Source organism: Saccharopolyspora spinosa NRRL 18395, from assembly GCF_000194155.1.
In the GTDB taxonomy this organism is placed as follows: Bacteria; Actinomycetota; Actinomycetes; order Mycobacteriales; family Pseudonocardiaceae; genus Saccharopolyspora; species Saccharopolyspora spinosa.
In genome coordinates, this window is record NZ_GL877879.1 from 1,540,585 (window position 1) to 1,556,604 (window position 16,020).

Annotated in this window: 20 protein-coding genes; 7 read left to right on the forward strand and 13 right to left on the reverse strand. The window is 65.0% G+C overall.

Annotated features, from left to right (window positions below):
- Positions 1–49: 49 nt before the first annotated feature.
- The 7 genes from SSPN_RS45825 to SSPN_RS0126230 form a co-directional block, all read right to left on the reverse strand.
- Positions 50–712 (reverse strand): aminoglycoside phosphotransferase family protein, encoded by a 663-nt coding sequence (locus SSPN_RS45825; protein ID WP_010310869.1) that lies wholly within the window; start codon positions 710–712, stop codon positions 50–52.
- 83 nt (positions 713–795) lie between these two features.
- Positions 796–1,719, reverse strand: coding sequence for an NsdA family TPR-like regulatory protein (locus tag SSPN_RS0126205; RefSeq protein WP_143539702.1), 924 nt, complete (start codon positions 1,717–1,719; stop codon positions 796–798).
- Between the two features lie 260 nt (positions 1,720–1,979).
- Positions 1,980–2,231, reverse strand: a complete 252-nt coding sequence (locus tag SSPN_RS0126210; protein ID WP_010310873.1) for a hypothetical protein — start codon at positions 2,229–2,231, stop codon at positions 1,980–1,982.
- Entirely contained in the window at positions 2,228–2,701 is a 474-nt protein-coding gene (locus SSPN_RS0126215; RefSeq protein WP_010310875.1) for a hypothetical protein, read from the reverse strand. The genes SSPN_RS0126210 and SSPN_RS0126215 overlap by 4 nt, the downstream gene beginning before the upstream one ends.
- On the reverse strand, positions 2,698–3,240 hold the full coding sequence (locus SSPN_RS0126220; protein WP_143539703.1) for a hypothetical protein: 543 nt from the start codon (positions 3,238–3,240) through the stop codon (positions 2,698–2,700). Before SSPN_RS0126220 ends, SSPN_RS0126215 begins: the two co-directional genes overlap by 4 nt.
- Complete coding sequence (locus tag SSPN_RS0126225; RefSeq protein WP_010310880.1) at positions 3,237–3,575, reverse strand: hypothetical protein; 339 nt, start codon at positions 3,573–3,575, stop codon at positions 3,237–3,239. The genes SSPN_RS0126220 and SSPN_RS0126225 overlap by 4 nt, the downstream gene beginning before the upstream one ends.
- Entirely contained in the window at positions 3,565–3,744 is a 180-nt protein-coding gene (locus SSPN_RS0126230) for a hypothetical protein (RefSeq protein ID WP_010310882.1), read from the reverse strand. Before SSPN_RS0126230 ends, SSPN_RS0126225 begins: the two co-directional genes overlap by 11 nt.
- Before the next feature lie 683 nt (positions 3,745–4,427).
- On the opposite strand from SSPN_RS0126230, the gene SSPN_RS45830 reads away from it, so the two are divergent.
- A complete protein-coding gene (locus tag SSPN_RS45830) occupies positions 4,428–5,723 on the forward strand; it encodes a helix-turn-helix domain-containing protein (RefSeq protein WP_049887665.1) in 1,296 nt (431 codons plus the stop codon).
- Positions 5,724–5,875: 152 nt separating this feature from the next.
- Positions 5,876–6,523: a class I SAM-dependent methyltransferase gene (locus SSPN_RS0126245; protein ID WP_237710730.1), complete on the forward strand. Its 648-nt coding sequence runs from the start codon at positions 5,876–5,878 to the stop codon at positions 6,521–6,523.
- A gap of 598 nt (positions 6,524–7,121) precedes the next feature.
- Here SSPN_RS0126245 and SSPN_RS0126250 read toward each other — a convergent pair.
- The 3 genes from SSPN_RS0126250 to SSPN_RS0126265 all read right to left on the reverse strand — a co-directional run bounded on the left by SSPN_RS0126250 (position 7,122) and on the right by SSPN_RS0126265 (position 11,024).
- Positions 7,122–7,571: a GNAT family N-acetyltransferase gene (locus SSPN_RS0126250; protein WP_010310889.1), complete on the reverse strand. Its 450-nt coding sequence runs from the start codon at positions 7,569–7,571 to the stop codon at positions 7,122–7,124.
- Positions 7,568–8,920 (reverse strand): NsdA family TPR-like regulatory protein, encoded by a 1,353-nt coding sequence (locus SSPN_RS0126255; RefSeq protein WP_044574953.1) that lies wholly within the window; start codon positions 8,918–8,920, stop codon positions 7,568–7,570. The genes SSPN_RS0126250 and SSPN_RS0126255 overlap by 4 nt, the downstream gene beginning before the upstream one ends.
- A 415-nt stretch (positions 8,921–9,335) precedes the next feature.
- The gene (locus tag SSPN_RS0126265) at positions 9,336–11,024 is read right to left on the reverse strand and encodes an IS1634 family transposase (RefSeq protein ID WP_010307527.1); all 1,689 of its coding nucleotides are present in this window, start codon (positions 11,022–11,024) and stop codon (positions 9,336–9,338) included.
- Positions 11,025–11,156: 132 nt separating this feature from the next.
- On the opposite strand from SSPN_RS0126265, the gene SSPN_RS0126270 reads away from it, so the two are divergent.
- The 3 genes from SSPN_RS0126270 to SSPN_RS0126280 are packed head-to-tail and all read left to right on the forward strand — an operon-like array spanning position 11,157 to position 12,942.
- A complete protein-coding gene (locus SSPN_RS0126270) occupies positions 11,157–11,477 on the forward strand; it encodes a hypothetical protein (RefSeq protein WP_044575641.1) in 321 nt (106 codons plus the stop codon).
- Positions 11,477–12,640, forward strand: a complete 1,164-nt coding sequence (locus tag SSPN_RS0126275) for a putative T7SS-secreted protein (RefSeq protein WP_010310898.1) — start codon at positions 11,477–11,479, stop codon at positions 12,638–12,640. The genes SSPN_RS0126270 and SSPN_RS0126275 overlap by 1 nt, the downstream gene beginning before the upstream one ends.
- Positions 12,637–12,942 (forward strand): hypothetical protein, encoded by a 306-nt coding sequence (locus SSPN_RS0126280; RefSeq protein ID WP_010310901.1) that lies wholly within the window; start codon positions 12,637–12,639, stop codon positions 12,940–12,942. Before SSPN_RS0126275 ends, SSPN_RS0126280 begins: the two co-directional genes overlap by 4 nt.
- Positions 12,943–13,249: 307 nt before the next feature.
- Here SSPN_RS0126280 and SSPN_RS0126285 read toward each other — a convergent pair whose 3' ends face one another.
- Positions 13,250–13,858, reverse strand: coding sequence for a hypothetical protein (locus SSPN_RS0126285; RefSeq protein ID WP_143539704.1), 609 nt, complete (start codon positions 13,856–13,858; stop codon positions 13,250–13,252).
- A 173-nt stretch (positions 13,859–14,031) separates the two neighbouring features.
- Here SSPN_RS0126285 and SSPN_RS51950 point away from each other — a divergent pair, with 173 nt between their 5' ends.
- Positions 14,032–14,763, forward strand: coding sequence for a helix-turn-helix domain-containing protein (locus tag SSPN_RS51950; protein WP_237710731.1), 732 nt, complete (start codon positions 14,032–14,034; stop codon positions 14,761–14,763).
- Positions 14,724–15,128 carry an integrase core domain-containing protein gene (locus SSPN_RS60345; protein WP_237710732.1) on the forward strand — a complete coding sequence of 135 codons (405 nt, stop codon included), beginning with the start codon at positions 14,724–14,726 and terminating at the stop codon, positions 15,126–15,128. The genes SSPN_RS51950 and SSPN_RS60345 overlap by 40 nt, the downstream gene beginning before the upstream one ends.
- Here SSPN_RS60345 and SSPN_RS45835 read toward each other — a convergent pair.
- Together SSPN_RS45835 and SSPN_RS62945 are read right to left on the reverse strand one after the other, a co-directional pair.
- Positions 15,104–15,703 carry a site-specific integrase gene (locus tag SSPN_RS45835; protein WP_237710733.1) on the reverse strand — a complete coding sequence of 200 codons (600 nt, stop codon included), beginning with the start codon at positions 15,701–15,703 and terminating at the stop codon, positions 15,104–15,106. The genes SSPN_RS60345 and SSPN_RS45835 overlap by 25 nt on opposite strands.
- 103 nt (positions 15,704–15,806) lie before the next feature.
- Complete coding sequence (locus SSPN_RS62945) at positions 15,807–15,920, reverse strand: transposase (protein ID WP_083822118.1); 114 nt, start codon at positions 15,918–15,920, stop codon at positions 15,807–15,809.
- Between the last annotated feature and the right edge of the window lie 100 nt (positions 15,921–16,020).

Consider the following 16,020-nt stretch of genomic DNA (forward strand, 5'->3'; position numbering starts at 1 on the left):
GGAAGGCGTGTGCAAGGTCAGGGCGGGTCGGCCAGATGGCGCCGTAGAGTCACGCCAGATCCTCGACGGCGGTGCCGTGGGCGGATTCTTCGAAGTCGATCAGCGAGAGCCGGCTGCTTTCGCTGCACCACAGCCAGTTGCGGGGGGAGTAATCGCCATGCCGGAACACGACGGGGAGGGCTTCTGCCAGGTCCGGCAGTTCGCTGGTGACCCGCTGAAGGAGACGGTGTTCAGCGGGGGCCAAGTGCGCGGCGAGATCCTCCAAGTACGTCTGGGCCTCGCTCGCCTGCTCGGTCACGGACTGCCGCGCTCTCGCACGCACCTGGGCCGGTGGTGGCTCCGTGGTGTCGTGCCATCGGCGCAGGAATTGCCCGGCGAGGTGGTGGACCCGCCGTTCGTCCAGGACTTCGAGCGAGTAGCCGCGCACGACTCGTCCCGGAAGTGATGAGGTCAGCAGAGCACGCAGGCTGGGGTCGCTTGCCAGCAAAGCCGGAGCCTCCCCGGTGGCAAGGGCGCGTGCCGCGTGGTCGTAGCCGTGCACCTCACACGAGTAGGCCGCGGACGTGGGGCTGCGCTTGACGTAGGCGTCGCGGGTGCCGACTGTCACCCGCCATACCTGTGAGTCGCCTCGGTCCCAGGAGACGTCGGTCGCGCTGACGGGGCCGTCCAGGCAGCGTGAGACCCACTGTTCGAGGTCGGTGGGCAGTGTCATGCGGTGGTCCTTGTCCTGCTCGGTGCGGTGCGACCGTACTCGCTGACCCGGCGATGGCTGGCGTCGCCGAGCCGGATGTCTCCTTATCGGACAGTCGCGTTCGCCGGAGTGAGGGTGCGTTGGTGGTGCAGCAAGCTCGTGAAGTCGTGTACTCGCGGATCGTCGAACGCAGCCAGGGCAGAGGCCACGCTGTGCAGAGCGCGGCCGGCACGGGCCGACGAAACCCGGGCCAGGGTGTACAGGGCCTGGTGCCCGCAGTCGAGGGCTCGGTCGAGATCTCGAGCTTGGCAGTGGGCGGTGGCCACGACGGCCAGGCGCAGTCCGACGGCGCGGGGGTTGCGGTCGGCGGTCATGTCGGTGGCCTGTTTGCTCCAGCGCAACGCCGCTGCCGGATTCCGGAGGTCACGGAAGATCTCCGTGGCGTCGGCGGCGAGACGTGAATGCGTGACGTAGGACAGCCAGGGTGGATCGCTGGTGGGCTGGACTGTGTCGAGCAACCGTTCTGCCCGGCTCAGCGCGGTAGAGGCTGAGTTGGCGTCGCCGAGGCAGCCATGTGCGCGGGCTTCGGCGAGTTTGGCGAACGCCAGCACGCGCCGCGACGCACGCCCCCGACCGTGGTGGAATGCCCCGTGCGCCATGTCGAGTGCCTGATCCGGTTCGCCTTCCAGCATGGAGTGCACGGCCATCGTCGACAGAATGTAGGAGCCCGCCTCCACGTCGCCGGATGCGCGGGCCAGTCGGAGCGCCTGGATGAAGTGCTGCTGGGCGGTGCCGCTGTGGCCGCTGTCGAAGGCAGCCCAGGCCACCACGCGGGAGAGCTCGGCGCTGATCACCAACAGCCGCCGCCCGACGCCATCGGTGTGTGAGCCGACCAGCAGCGGGATCGCGCGGTCGCGGAGGCACTGTGTCACCGACGACACGCGCCAGTCGCCGCCCCCGAACTGTGCATCCCATACGCGGGCTTGATCGGCGGCCTCGCCCAGCTCGCGCAGATCCTGCTGGCCCATCCGTCGCTGATCCCGAACCGCCACGGGGTGATCAGTGCCGTCGATGGGATCGGCGGGGACGGCGAGCCACCGTGTGACCGCGTGGGCGTACCCGCTGCGGATGAAGGCGTCGACATGGGGCTGCTCAGGAGGCTGCTCCCGCCAATGCGCCTGCACTCCGTCAAGCGCGTCGTCGCGGTCGCGGGGGAAGATCCAACCTGGCCAGCCGCAGTGCTGGCGGTTTTCGATCGGTCATCAGCCAGGTCGCGGGGGCGAGGCCTTTACCAGGTCGTCGAAGCTGATCCGATTACCCCGCTCATCCGGTCCAGGTGCGCAGTGATCACCGTGCCTCCGTGCACGCGGGCGTGCTCGATCACCCCAGTGATCGCCGCCTCGTCCTTGCTCGTGCGCAACGCGGCGGCGGCCTGCTGCCCGATAACCTCCAGTTCGTCGCGGTATGCCTCGGCTGCAGGGAACGGCAGCGATTGCTGCGCCGTCGCGAGCGACTGGATGAGGTCTTCGACGCTGGTCACTTGCCGTCTTCCTTCGGCCACCAGTCCCGCTCGCGGGACACGTCGGCCACGTAGCCGTCGACCGGCACGACCTTGCCCAGCTCGACGGCCTCCAGCGCCCGGCGAATGCCTTCCCAGGTGATCCGCTCCGCGTGGTGGAAGTCGCGGACCGACACCGCCTTGAAGAACGTCACCGTCGTCGCCTCGAGGTCGAAGGTCGCCAGCGCCGGGTACAGTCCAGAATGGACGAACCAGGCGTCGGAGATGTTCTCCAGCAGCTCCCGGTCCGCACCGGGGTAGCGCTGGGTCAGCATCACGAAGACCGCATCGCCGGGCGGGTTCTTCTCGTCCCGCGCAGGCACTCCATCGGTCGCGCTCGCCGTCGCGAAAGCAAGCAGCCGCGCGTCATCCAACGTCGGTTCACCGGTGATGATCGCAACCCAGTTCGACGGTTCGGGCTGCTCGGGCTGTTCGTGGTTTTCCTCGGTCACTTCTGCTTGCTCCGTTCAATCAGTTCGATCAACCTGCGTGCTCGCCACATGGTGGTCCCCGTGCTCGGGGTGCTCGGCAACCGCTCGACCTCTCCGTTCGGGCCGAGGAACGCGATTTGGTTGTTTCCCTGCTTCGCCACCACCCACGGCGACCCCGACGTCGCCGAGATCGCCGCGTTCACATCCCGGTTGTTGGTCCGGGGAAGCTTCTGCCCCTGCAACCGCTCGGCCTTCGGCCCGAGTGTGGGAGTTACGGGAGCCGGAGCCTCGCTCGCACGGTCCTGTGTGACCAACTCAGCCGCTTTGTCCTCAAGGGCTTGTTTCGCCATCCCTGACAGCTCGTTGAGTTCCCCGATCAGCGAGGTACGGAGCTGTCCCAGTTCCCCCAAGATCTCGTCGTGCCGGGTGCTGGTGGTCAGCACCTCCGACACCAGTGCCAGGCACGCTTCCAACTCGTCGTCGAGCAGGACGATCGTGCTGGGTGGGAGCTGGAGTGCCACGGCCCGCAGAGCGTGGGCAGCCTGCCGTAACCGGCTCACCGGTCGATCACCGCCCAAGGACGGTCCAGAACGGCTGCCATCGCCACGCCTTCGTCACTCCCGGCGATCAGTTGGCCAAGGGTGAGGCGGTTGGCGTGCCACAGTTTCATCAGCTCGTAGTGCTCGGTCGTGGTGTGCACCGGCAGGAGCAGGCGCGCATAGTCGCCGAGAAAGATCGGGCGCGGCAACCCCGTGTTCGCGCGGTGCTCTCCAATCCGGGCCGTGCGGCGCGCTCGCTGGTCGTGCTCGTCGCCGCTGATGACCATCGTCAGATACCGCACCGCTGCCGTCCGATGCCGCGCCACCGCGACCTTCTCGTAGGGGTCATCCACCACCGGGAGCCTCCAGCGATCGAGCCCAGCGGGCGTCGCAGTTCTTCTTGCGGCGTAGCAGCGCCACCAGGCGTCGGATCGTCGCGGCCCCCGGCACGAACGAAAGGTGCTTGACGAACGTGGGTGTTCCGGCACGCTCGAACGCCTCGGCAAACCGGATCGCGATGGCCACGCTGCGGTCGTGGCCGCTAAAGCAAAGCGATGTCCAGCGGCGTAGAGTCGACATGCCTTGGCGGGGCGCACGCAATGGATCAGGTATCCGATGAACAGCGCGGGCCACGCCTCCGCCGCGTCCGGCACTACCTCTCACCTGGCACCCACAGACCGCTCGGCCGTCGGAGGTTCGGTCCATGCTGGGCCGGATCGCGGCTATGTGCGGCGTGTGCCCGCCAGTGGATGTCACCTGCGTATCGCTTCCTCGGATTGAATCGACGGCCCTGCCAAAGGTCGGGGGGCAATGACAGGGCCGCCGAGCGCTATTCGAAGCACAGTAGATCGTCAGTCGGCCCGACTCACCAGAGCGCGCGTAGGGCGAAAATGAGGCGCTGACGCGGCGTCATCTCTCGCGAGCAGCACAAACCGGCCGTAACCGTCGACCGCGGGGTTCACTGGCGCTTCAAGCCGCATCAACGTTCAGCCACCGGAGCGATCGCGAGCACTTTCCTGGGAAAACGGACAGGGACGGTCTGGATTATTTCCCGACGTGTCCATCTACCAACCCTTTGACCGCTAAGAGTTATGACTTGCCCCGCGATACAGCGCCAGTAGGCCAAACGGGTGTCCACCCTAAAGGGAGTGAACCGCACTAATAGTGACCCGCTATGGTGGGGACGTTCATGCTCGGGGGAGGTAGCCGTGGCGAAGCGGCGTGAGGAATTTGCCGCCCGTCGCGAGGCGATGGGCTTTACGCAGGAAGGCTTCGCGACCAGGCTCGGTGTGGAGCTGTCCACCGTTGGTCGATGGGAACGAGGCACGCTGACACCTCAGCCGTGGCGCCGCTCCCAGATAGCAGGAGCACTCGGCGTCTCGCTGGAACGTTTGGAAGAGTTGCTGACAGCAACGGTCACAGACACTGGCAGTGCACGGCACCGCAACGCGGCTCAGCTCGGTGGGCTTGCCGGACGACTCGACGGCATCGCGGTCGTCGCCGACGCCCGTGATGCGGAGCGTTTCGCCCGTGAGGTCGCGGCGGCGACGATTAGCCAGCAGACCTTGGATCAGATCAGTGCGGAGATTGACCAATTTGCCGTAAATTACGTTTTCAAGCCTCTGGCAGAACTCTTCGTCGATATCCGCGAGCTGCGCTTTGAAGTCTTTCAACTTGCTCAGAACAACCGGTCCCCAACGCAATTGCGGCAGCTCTATCTGGACGCTAGCCGAGCGGCCGGACTGCACTCACACATCTGCCTGGACCTCGGGCACTATCACGCGGCACACACCCATGCCCTAACCGCTTTTCTCTGCGCAGACCTGGCTGGACACAACGGAATGCGCGCGTGGGTCCGCGGGCTGCAGAGCTTGATTTCCTACTGGGACGGCGATCTGGCTGCTGCCGTGGAGTTCGCCCGTGACGGTGCCGGCTACTGTGCCCACGGTTCGGTGGCGGCTCGACTACCAAGTCTTGAAGCACGGGCGTGTGCGGCACTGGGAGAAAAGGACAACACGCTGGCGGCTCTCGATCGAACCGATCGGGCCCGCGCCACCATAGACAAGGACGACGACGCGGGCGTGTTCACATTCCCCAGGGCCAAACAAGCCGTCTATACCGGAACCGCACTGCTTGCCCTAGGTGATCGAGCATCGGCGGCCAGGGCTGCGCATGAGTCGTCACAGGCGTTGGAGCTGTACGAAGCGGCAGCGCCATCTGATCGCTCGTCGGGAGACATACTCGCGGCCCGACTCGACCTTGGCACCGCCTACCTCTTGCAGGATGACCTGGACGGCCTTCGTGACCAACTCGACACGGTGTTGGATGTCCCGCCGGTTCGACGGACAGCCAGTATCGTCAAGCGTGCAGCCGACATTGGCCAGCGCCTCGATCGCTCTCGATACGCTAACGCTGCGCAGGGCCAGCAGATGCGGTCAGCGATCACAGCCTTCTGTGCAACCCAGCCAGCCTTGCCTACCGCCACGGGGATGGAGCAGGCGTGAACGGTCCCGATACCACCAGCCGCGCAGTCCTGGCCGGAAGCGCGTACAGCGACGAGCGGCATCTAGCCGCCCGCCAGTCCCTATACAGCTGGCAACACCCACGGCATGACTTGCCAGGCATCGTCTTGGAACACCTGCCGACCGAGGCTGGTGTGGTGCTCGACGTCGGCTGTGGAAATGGCAAGTACGTAAGCCGCATCCGCGCCCACCGTCCCGATCTCACCGTCGTCGGGATGGACATTTCTGCAGGCATCCTGGCAGGTCTAGCACAGCCCGTGGTCGTCGCGGATGCCGCAGCTCTCCCCGCAGCAGATGGCTGTGCCGCGGCGCTCTTAGCAATGCACATGCTCTACCACGTCGACGATCTCAACACGACCCTCTCCGAGATCGCCCGGGTGCTCGGCCCCGGAGGCACCTTCATCGCCTCGACCAACGCCCGCGACGACAAGAAGGAACTCGACGACCTCTGGGCATCCGCCGCAGCCGACGTCCTCGGCACTGACCAGGGACCACCACGGATCTCGTTAAGCAACCGCTTCGCACTGGACGATGCGCCGGACCGGTTGCAGCCCTACTTCACCGAGATCCGCGTGTTGGAGCTAAACGGCATGATCACCGTGACCGAGCCGGAACCAGTGATTGCCCACCTGGCGTCCTATCGCACCTGGGCCGACTCCGCTGGCGTGCCTTTCAATGCCACCCTGGAACGCGCACACCAGCGGCTCCACGAGTTGATCACTCGCAAGGGAGCCTTCCACATCCACTGCCGAGGCGGCATTCTCCTATGCACCAGGCGGTGACATCGCCTCGCGTCGAGCCCGGACGTGAGGAATCTCACTCACCGAACCTTGAAGGACACAGTAGGCAGGTCATCGGTTGGAGGCCATGCGAGACACGGCTGCCGAGATCGCGAAGACCACCTTGCACAACTTCCCAGAAACCATCTCCACTGCAGAGTTGTCCCCGGCTCGCTCGGAGAAGCCGACAGAAGCATGTCGAATCTCATCGGGCTGATTGCCGGGACACCACTAGGCAATCTTCTTATACCGCAAGTGACCCTCCACCGGGATGATCGAACGCGTACGAAATTCTTGTCCTACAGGCTTGGAAACTCACCCGTGCCCTTGCCTGCCCGTGTCCCTCGGCACTGGCGTGTCGGGAGAACTTGGTTGCGCCAAGGAGGCATGCCCAGTAATGGTGATCGCTGATAAGGGTTTCGCCGCGGGCCAGCACATCCTCGTGGAGTTGGATCACAACGGACAACCATGAATCCCGGGTCGACGCTGCCATCGGTGGTGCCCCCCGGGGGGACCGTGGGGTTCGCAGCCGGATTCCTTGAACTATGAGCTGCCGTGGTGGGTGTCGTGGTGTGCAGGATCTTCGTCCTTGGCAGTGGCGCTACCGGCGGTTAGCCGATCTGTTTCTCCCTGGCGACGTTGACCTCTGTGCGCCCAGGAACGTGGAGTCGTAGAGGCCGATCGCGCTCGTGTTGCGGATGCCGGTTTCGAGCCGGATCCTCTTCGCCCCGATCAACTCCGGATCCGCAGCGAACTTCTCCAGATCGGCCAGGATTCTGCGACCGATGCCGCTCCCGCGTTGGTCGGGGCGAACGAACATCTTGCGCACCTCGGCGACGCCGCGAGCGAAGGTACGGATCCCCCCGCAGCCGACAGGCTCCTTCTCGAAGTAGGCGAGCAGGAAGACCCCGTGAGGTGGAGTGAATTCAGCGATGACGGCCTCGGCAGGGTCGGCATGCCCGTACAGCTCGATCTGCTCAGTGTGGAGTGCCTGGAGCAGCCTCTGTGCAGGTGCACTGTCGGGACTGGCGGGCTCGATGGTGATCGTCACGGGCCTAACCCTGCCTCAGCAAGTGCCGAAATGGCAGTGCTGGCCCAGTCATTCCGGCGGTGACGCTCAAACGCCTTGCGGATTTGTCGCAGTAGTGCATGACAACGACCGGAGTCGACGACGGTGAGCCGTTGCCCGGCTGTGACCGTCGCTGCGGCTGCCTCTTCGAGCTCGGCGCGCGCGAGGTGCGCCAGTGCAAGGTAGGCGCCGTGCAGGGTAGCGCTGCGCTGGTGAGTGACGTCACGACCGGACGCGGCGAGCGGCCCGAGCGCGGCGGTGGCCTCACCGTGCAGACGGCGACTCCGTGCAGAACCCTTGCCGGCGAGTAGGACCAGTGCTTGCCCGATCTCCGCATCGAGCTGGGCGCCGGAGTAGTAGTACAGGTGAGTTGGTCCATCGGCGTGACCACGGTCCAGCAGGGATCGGGCTTCCTCCGCCGCACAGCGGTGACGGAGTTCGTCACCCGCGGCGGCATACGCGGTCGCGAGGCGCCCAGCGGCTCGTGACCGCACTAGCAGCGGCCGACCACGCGCGAGCAGGCACGCGTGCTCGGCAAGCTGCACTGCCTCCCGCTCCTGCCCGCTGCAAGCACAGATGTAAGCAAGCATGCCAAGCATGTTGATCAACGCGTCCTGGTCGCCGACCTCGGCCGCGGCACGCAGGCCACGGAAATACGCGTGCTGCGCAGCAACAGCGAAGCCGGCATCAAAGTTCAGCCACCCGTACAGCTGCGCCAGCTGCGCGGCGGCCTCCAGTAACGCTTGTCGTTCACCCGGGGTATAGCGCAGCGAGCCGTCCCGCAGCAGCGCCACGGGAACGCGTAGCTGCTCCTTCACCAGACGAAGCGCGACCAGACTTCCCCCGTGCCTGTCGTCCATCTCCCGTAGGTGGGATGTCATGGTCTGCAGGACAGAAACCTGCTGGCGTGGTGCTATCCACGCACTGGTCAAGGTATGCGGGGCCTGGGCTGGGCGAATCGCGTCGAGTGCGGTCGCCGTCAACGTAAGTCCGCTGACTTCGGGCCAGGAACGGCGCTGAGCAAGTTCATGCAGGAGCTCAGAGACAGCACACGATTGCACGTCCAGAGCGTCGTGATCACGAGTCACACTGCTGGCAGTCGGCCAAAGATCGTCCTCGGTGATCGTGCGGCCAAGCCGATCGCCTAAGCAGGTTGCCAGAAGTTGTGTCTGTAACTGATGTGAGTCCCTTATGAACGTGAAGAACCTCGTCGGGTTGGATCTGGTCACCACAACTGGATCGACCCGACGAGGCCACAACAAGTATGCGCGGGACCGGGTGAGGTGTCCGTGCAGTCCATCGGGAGCGGCGATGAGGACGATGACGGTCATCTCCGCTCCCGCGCCGCGCTCGGGTCATCGAACCCGGGACCGATGACGGTGATGTGCTGCTCTCCGTACCATCGTGTCTTCTCCCCGATCGGCTGGTCCACCTGCGTGTCTCGTTCACCTCCTCCGCTGGCCTCAGACCTCGGTGTCGCGCGCCTGGGGGCGCGAGGTCGCGGTGTCCCTGTGGCTGGTCGGGTCGCTCCCGGATCAGCCTGGCCGTCACGTCCTGGCGCACACCCCAGCCAGCATGCGTCCAGCACTCCGCCGTTCGTGCGAATGATCACCAACCGGCCGTGCCCCGTTCTCGGCGCGCCTAGCCGGAGTTTCCCCGCTAGTCCGTTCTTGAGTGGTGTTTGTGCTGGCCAGGATGGGTTTTCGGGTGAGGTGGACGTATTACCTAATCCGGCTGGTGGCCTGGTCAGCGGGTGGGCGCGTAGCGGTGGATGTCGAACAGTTCGGCGAGTTGTTTCTGGGTAGGGGTTGTCTCGGTGAGCATGCGCTGTGCGCGGGGGCGGCCTTTGCCGCCGTCGTGGTAGAGCAGGACGGTTTCCTGGATGCCGCCGAGTTCGTCGAGCAGTTCCCGCACGGACAGGTGCAGGCCCGCGTGTTCTGCTTGGCGACGCATCAGATGCGCGACAGCGAGGGCCAGCACACAGTAGAAGACATGTACCCGGATCTTGGAGTCGGTCCAGTGGTGCATCGGGGAAAACGACACCACGTGCGGGTCTTTCATCTGCCGGAACCCCGACTCGACCTCAGATTGCGACCGGTAGGCGGCGACCACCTCTGCGACGGTCCACTCAGTACGGTTGGTGAACAGGACCCGCTTGCCGAAGAACCGGTTCTCCAGACGTTTGCGGGCTTTCTGGTCGGTGCGCCACGCCAAGCGGAACTCGGCCGGGGTGTGGCCGGTCAGGGAGATGGTGAGGACCTCGCCGACCCAGCGAGGCCGGCAGATCGCGGCGATCTCGTCTTCCACGGCCGTGCGGTCCCGGCGGGTCCTGCCGCGTGCAAGCCTCGCTTGCAACTCAGCCAGGCGGCGGCGGGCCTTGGCGAGAGTCTGGTCGAACCCGCGGGACTGCTTGGCGTGCAGGGTCGGTGAGTACGTCACCACGGCACGCCGGGTCACGCCCAGTGCGGTGACTTCGGTGTCCACACACCGCACACCGGGATACCGGTCCTCGTCGACCGGGGTGTAGCGGGTCTTGGGGATCGCGAGCAGTCCCGGATGGTCGCTGGGCGGCAGCGACCCGACGAACCCGATCCCGGCGTCCTCGACCAGCGCGTGGTTGGCCGCTGAATTCTGCCCGGCGTCGTAGACCACGGTCAGCGACTCGACCTGTGCGGTCAGGTCCTGGTAGCGGGCCACCAGTTCGTCGATGACGGTGCTGAACTGGGTGACATCCGGGCGGTCCCCGCCGTAGGCGTGGGACACCACCGGGATCCCGGCGTCGCGGGTCACCACCAGGCCCAGCCCGACCAGGCGCAGGTCAGTGCGTTTCTGCTTGGCCTTGCCGCGCTGCGCGATCGGCGCCCGGTCGTTGCCGGTGTCGATGAACGTGGCGAAGTTGGTCATGTCCAGCACCAGACCGGACACATCCAGCTCGAACTCGGTGACCATCCGCCGCCCGAGTTCGGTCTCGATCCGGCGCAGGTCGTCCTCGCCAAGTCTGTCCATGGCCTTCCAGAACCGGCGATGGTCCAGCGCCGCGTGCGGGATCTTCACCCAGCGTGAACCGGCCGTAGTGGCCCACCAGTCAGCGAACGCGGCCTTGGAACACGGAGCCATGATCCGGTTCGCCGTGGCCAACGCCAGATAGGTCCCGACCGTGGCGGTGGCGTCCGAGCGGCGCGACACGACCTCATCAACCACCCCGGCCACATCCAGGCGCTCCAGCATCGACCAGACCCCGGCAAGGTCCCCGAACCGTTTGTGCTGGGTCCGGACCGGTTCACCCGCCGATGCCCCGGTCAGTTTGGCCATCACTTCCTCGGCGCTGCCCAGGTACTGCTGGGACACGATCCGTGGTTTGCCGTCCACCCTGGCGGACTCCACCAGGTAGTAGTAGGTCTTCCCACCCTGGCGTTTCCCCACGATCGAAGGCATATCTAGGTAATACATCAACCCGGTATGAAACCCAAGCACCACAACGCAAGACACGCCGATGAATCACGTAGCGGGGAAACTCAGGCTAGGGTGTGCCATGACCTGGAGACAAGCCGAGGACGGAGTTTGTTCGTGGACGGCTTTCGCGTCGACCTGACCGCCTTAACCCACGCATCGGAAGGCGTGCGCGACGCGATCAACGCCATGAACCGGAGCAAGGTCAGCGACATCGACAGCCCAGCGGACGCCTTCGTCCACGACCGGCTAGCCACGACCGTCGCAGAGTTCTGCGACCGCTGGAACGAGGGCGTCCGCAACCTGACCGAGGACGCTAAAGAGATCTCCGGGCGACTCGACCACTGCGTCCAGGCATACCGGCACACCGACGAAGCCACCCGAGCGCATTTCGAGGGCATCCTGCAGCGTGGTGGCGATGATCCGGCGGCGCAGTAGTGGCAGCCGAACTCGGAACCACCACTGACCCCAAGGCCCTCGTTCCCGGCTTTCCGGACGCAGTCGGCGAAACCGCCGCTGCGATGAAGGTGTACGGCGACAGCCTGCACGAGGCAGGCGACGGACTCAAACGCATCGACAGCTCCGAAGGCTGGGAAGGCGAGGCAGCCGAGCAGTTCCGGTCAGCGTTCGACGGTGAGCCAACGAAGTGGCTCGAAGCCGGAGACTGCTTTCACCAAGCTGCCCAGGCGTTGGAGCACTACAGCGGGGCCCTGACTTGGGCACAAGAGCAAGCCAGAGAAGCGATCGCGCTGTGGGATACAGGCGAGGCCCAAACCAACTACGCCAAGAAACAGCACGACCGCGCGGTCTCGCAGGCCGAGCAACAAGCGCCCCCGGGTTCCGGCCCGGTCAACATCCCCTTCCAAGACCCCGGCGAATCCAAACGGCAACAGGCCCGCAACATCCTCAACAACGCTCGCAGCCAGCTCGAGGTTGCGGCCGAACAAGCGGCCGACGTCGTCGGTAGCGCACGCGACAAGGCCCCAGGAAGAAGCTGGCTGGCACAAGCCGGGGAGATCATTGGCGACGCCGCCGGCGCCGCGGTCAACGCCGTTGCTTCCTTCGGCAACGCCGCGCTCAACCACCCCGAAATGGTCCTCGGCGTCGTGGGCGGTGCCGCGCTCACGGCTGTCAGCGCCGCCGGGGAGACCGCCGGTGTCGCACTCGACGCCACCGGAGTCGGCGCGGTCGCCGGAGTCCCACTGGGCGCCGTCTCCACAGCTGGAATCGCAACCGGCGTGGGGATGATCGGGGTCGCGATGGCCGGCTTGGGCGCCGAAGCGGCAGGCAACGATTACAGCGAAGTCGTCGACACCGACGACTCAGACGCGGCGGCGGAAGAAGCAACGCAGGACCCGTCAGAGCTATCGCAGTCAGACCGGCGTTCCGTCGAGTCATACGAACGACTCATCAAAGAACACGAAGACAAGCTGGACGCCTACAAGCACGATCCGGAAGCCTACGATAACAAAGGTATTCTCAAGAACGCCCCGAACGACGAGGTCCGCCAGCGGATCATCGACGGCCGTGTCAGGCATCTGGAGAAAGAGATCCAGACGTTCCGGGAGAACATCGACAAGATCTACAAAGGTGCACGATGAGCAACGACGAGTCCGTGGTGTCGGTCGAGGTCCTACGCCAGGTGCTCAACCAGGCACTGGACAACCTACAACAACAGGCAGGCGAGACCGTCGAACTCGACAAGGACTACTTCTGGTCGATCCCACCTGAAGCTGCCTACGACATCTACACCCAGCCGGACCCAGAACAGTTGACCATCGGCCAACTTTCCGAGTCCTGGAACAACCTCACGCAGCTGCTCTCTCGCGGAGAACCGGTTCCGCCCTACGCACTAGTGTGGATCTCCGATGTCCTCAAAGCTTTAGGACACCAGGCCCGTTAACGGGCTCGGTGCGTTGGCCCCCGAGCGCGTAGCCACTCCGATAGTTCCTCGAAGCTGCCCCTCCCGCAGTATCACTACGTTACCGAGCCGCCCTGCTCACGTGGTCAACGCCGCCGGCGGGGAGGTAGACACGTACGTCCGAGCAACCGCCGGAACGATCCCTACACTCGCGGGGCCGACACTCACTGAGGTCATGCTGTGGCTCTTCGGCCTGTCCCTCCGGCCGGTCATGGCGCCGTTCGTTGGCGGCCTCGTATCCTTTTCCGGACTAAGGACTCGCAGATCGTCGAGTGGCTCGTCCGGGGTGTCAGGTAGTCGCCGGATGATCGCCGTCCATGACCTTGGCGGCCTGGAAAAGACGTACGGTGCTCGGGCTGACTGCGAGGGCCGAGTCCTTCTGCATAGAGATCGTGTCCGGTGAGTAGCCGGGGAACGTGGTCACCCGGGGTGGCTTCGCTGAGGTCCACTGCCGCTCGGGCTGAGCGATGAGGTCTGGCTGGGACCTGCGCCTGATCCAGAGACTGGTGCAGGCGACCATGACGCCGACCACAGCGGCATTGATCGACCCGAGGACGCCCTCGAGTGTGGTGACCGCGTCCTCGGTGAGATGGACCTTGCGGACGTCGTTTGCCATGCGGAAGCCGAGAGTTTCGGCATGATCGGGCTGGCGCGGCATCGGACGGGCAACCTTGCGGTCACGGGTCATGATGCTTGTGCGGAGGCGGGAAGCGCGGTGAACTCGGTCGTTTCGGCTGTACTGTGTCCACTCCAGCCAGCTCTCCGGGCCTGCGTTCAGGAGGGACGACCGGGTGGCACGCAGGAGGTTTCCCTGCGGGTCGTCGGGGTCGAGGGCCTGCTTCGTGAGCTTGAGATTGCTGCGGACCTTCGGGCTTGGGTACTCGGCATCGGCGGTCATTGGCTGCATGCTGCGGAGGTCCACCATCATGATGTTGGTGTCGAAGCCTGCCCTTGCCGTAAACCTCATCCGCCCTGTTCAGAAGCGGCGGGCACGGGGGAGGGGGAGGTCGACCGTAGTCGCTCGAGCGGACGCTTTCGCTGCTGTCGAGCATCACGGCATGATGATCGACTGTGCTGTTGCGACTGGCCTACCTGGGCGTGACAAACACGTTCGCCATGCCGCGCCTGCTGCCGATGAGCGACCGGGACAAGGACGTCGAGATCCTGGCCTTGCGCCATCAGATCACGGTGCCAGAACGTCAACTCGGTCAAGCCAAGGTGCGGTTCACCCCAGCTGATCGAGCGATCATGGCGGCGCTTCTGTACCCGCTGCCAAGGAATCTTTTGCGCAGGCTGCGGTTGCTGGTACGCCCGGACACGGTGCTGCGCTGGCACCGCGACCTGGTCACACGCCGTCACGCGACCCTCTCCAAGCCGAAGCGCCCTGGACGACCACGCGTCGTTCGCTCTATCCGGGCTTTGATGCTGCGCCTGGCAAAAGACAACCCCAGCTGGGGATACCGCCGAATCCACGGCGAACTGCTCGTCCTGGAAGTGAAAGTGGCCGCCTCGACCGTCTGGGAAATCGTGCAGGCAGCCGGGATCGACCCCGCACCTGACCGGAACTCCAGCACATGGGCGGACTTCCTGCGTCCCAGGCCGACGCCTTGCCGGCCTGTGACTTCTTCGAAACCGTCACCCTATCCAGTACAAGGATGTACGTCCTCACCGTCATCGAACACGCCACCAGGCGGATCCGGATCCTGGGCACCACCGCACACCCGACGGCCGCGCGGGTCACCCAAACCGCACAGAATCTCGTCATGGACCTCGAAGACGCAGACTACCGGGCGCGATTCCTGATTCGCGACCGCGACGGCAAATTCCCCGCCCTATTCGATACCGTCCTGACAGAGACAGGGATCAAGGTCGTGCTCAGCGGCATCAAGATGCCGAGAATAACCTCAATCATGGAAAGATGGGTGCAGACCTGCCGCCGCGAACTCCTGGACCGCACACTGATCTGGAACCAGCGGCACCTGCTCCACGCCCTACGGGAATTCGAAGACTTCTACAACCCCCACCGACCTCACCAAGGCATCGCGAACGCCCGCCCGCTACGTCCCTTGCCTGCGCCGACCGCCAAACCGGAGCAACTCGATCCCCTCAACATCCGTCGACACGACCGGCTGGGTGGCATCCTTCACGAGTACCACCACGCAGCATGACCTGCACGGATATGGTTTTCGGCAAGCACAACCGTGAGAATGCGCGGCAGCTTCGTCGGCGTCTTCAACACGATCGCGCGGCGCGGCTGCGGTTTGCTCTTGGAGATGTGATGCAGGAAAGGCTTCCAGCCGCTGCGGTGCCCGCCGGGCGGCTGCCACGTGGTCAGCAACTCCCCGAGATCGACCCCGTGACGCACCTGATAGGCATAAAACGCCGCCAGCGCCGATAACTTTCGGTTGATCGTCGACGCGGTCACGTGCGGCTCAACCGATGGCAGCACGGCTACCTGCCCGTCCCGGCCAGTCGGAGGCAGCCGCAGCCAGGCGACGTACTCACCGATGTCCTCCAGCCGCACCTCCCGCCAATCCAACCGACGGACAGCGAGGAAAACCCAATAGTCCTTCAGGTCGTACGCATACGCCCTGATCGTGTTTGGGGACCGCTCAATGTCAGTCAAGTAAGCCAAATACCGCTCGATCGGCTCGACCGGGATGTCATCGTCTCCCAGAACCGTCCACGACGACTCCCGGGACGCGGGCATCGCCACGCCCTGAACGCGCACTTGCTCCTCCAACGTGATCTACGTACTGGACGAGCCGGAGATAACCACCTCCACCACGCGCATCACAGCGCGAACAACCCCCATGTCGCACGTCAAGGACACCCAGCAAAGAGCTTCAGATAATCCCCAGATCCCGGCCCACCTGCGCGACCGGTTTACCCGTCTCGGCCACGATACGCACCGCACCCGCACGGAAGTCCGGATCAAACCGGCGTCTCTTATCTCCCACAACCCAACCATCCCTCTTGGTTCAGGTCTCCACGCTACGAGGGGAAGCACAGTGAGGTGTTCCCCCGAGGCGCCCGTACCGGTACAGCCTCCGACAAGGG

Bases quoted from the DNA above. Each gene is read 5' to 3' on its own strand.
- SSPN_RS0126285 (WP_143539704.1), bottom strand. From the start codon at position 13,858: ATGACCGCCGATGCCGAGTACCCAAGCCCGAAGGTCCGCAGCAATCTC.
- SSPN_RS60345 (WP_237710732.1), top strand. From the start codon at position 14,724: ATGGACCTCGAAGACGCAGACTACCGGGCGCGATTCCTGATTCGCGAC.
- SSPN_RS0126255 (WP_044574953.1), bottom strand. From the start codon at position 8,920: ATGACCGTCATCGTCCTCATCGCCGCTCCCGATGGACTGCACGGACAC.
- SSPN_RS0126265 (WP_010307527.1), bottom strand. From the start codon at position 11,024: ATGCCTTCGATCGTGGGGAAACGCCAGGGTGGGAAGACCTACTACTAC.
- SSPN_RS0126280 (WP_010310901.1), top strand. From the start codon at position 12,637: ATGAGCAACGACGAGTCCGTGGTGTCGGTCGAGGTCCTACGCCAGGTG.
- SSPN_RS0126205 (WP_143539702.1), bottom strand. From the start codon at position 1,719: ATGGGCCAGCAGGATCTGCGCGAGCTGGGCGAGGCCGCCGATCAAGCC.
- SSPN_RS45825 (WP_010310869.1), bottom strand. From the start codon at position 712: ATGACACTGCCCACCGACCTCGAACAGTGGGTCTCACGCTGCCTGGAC.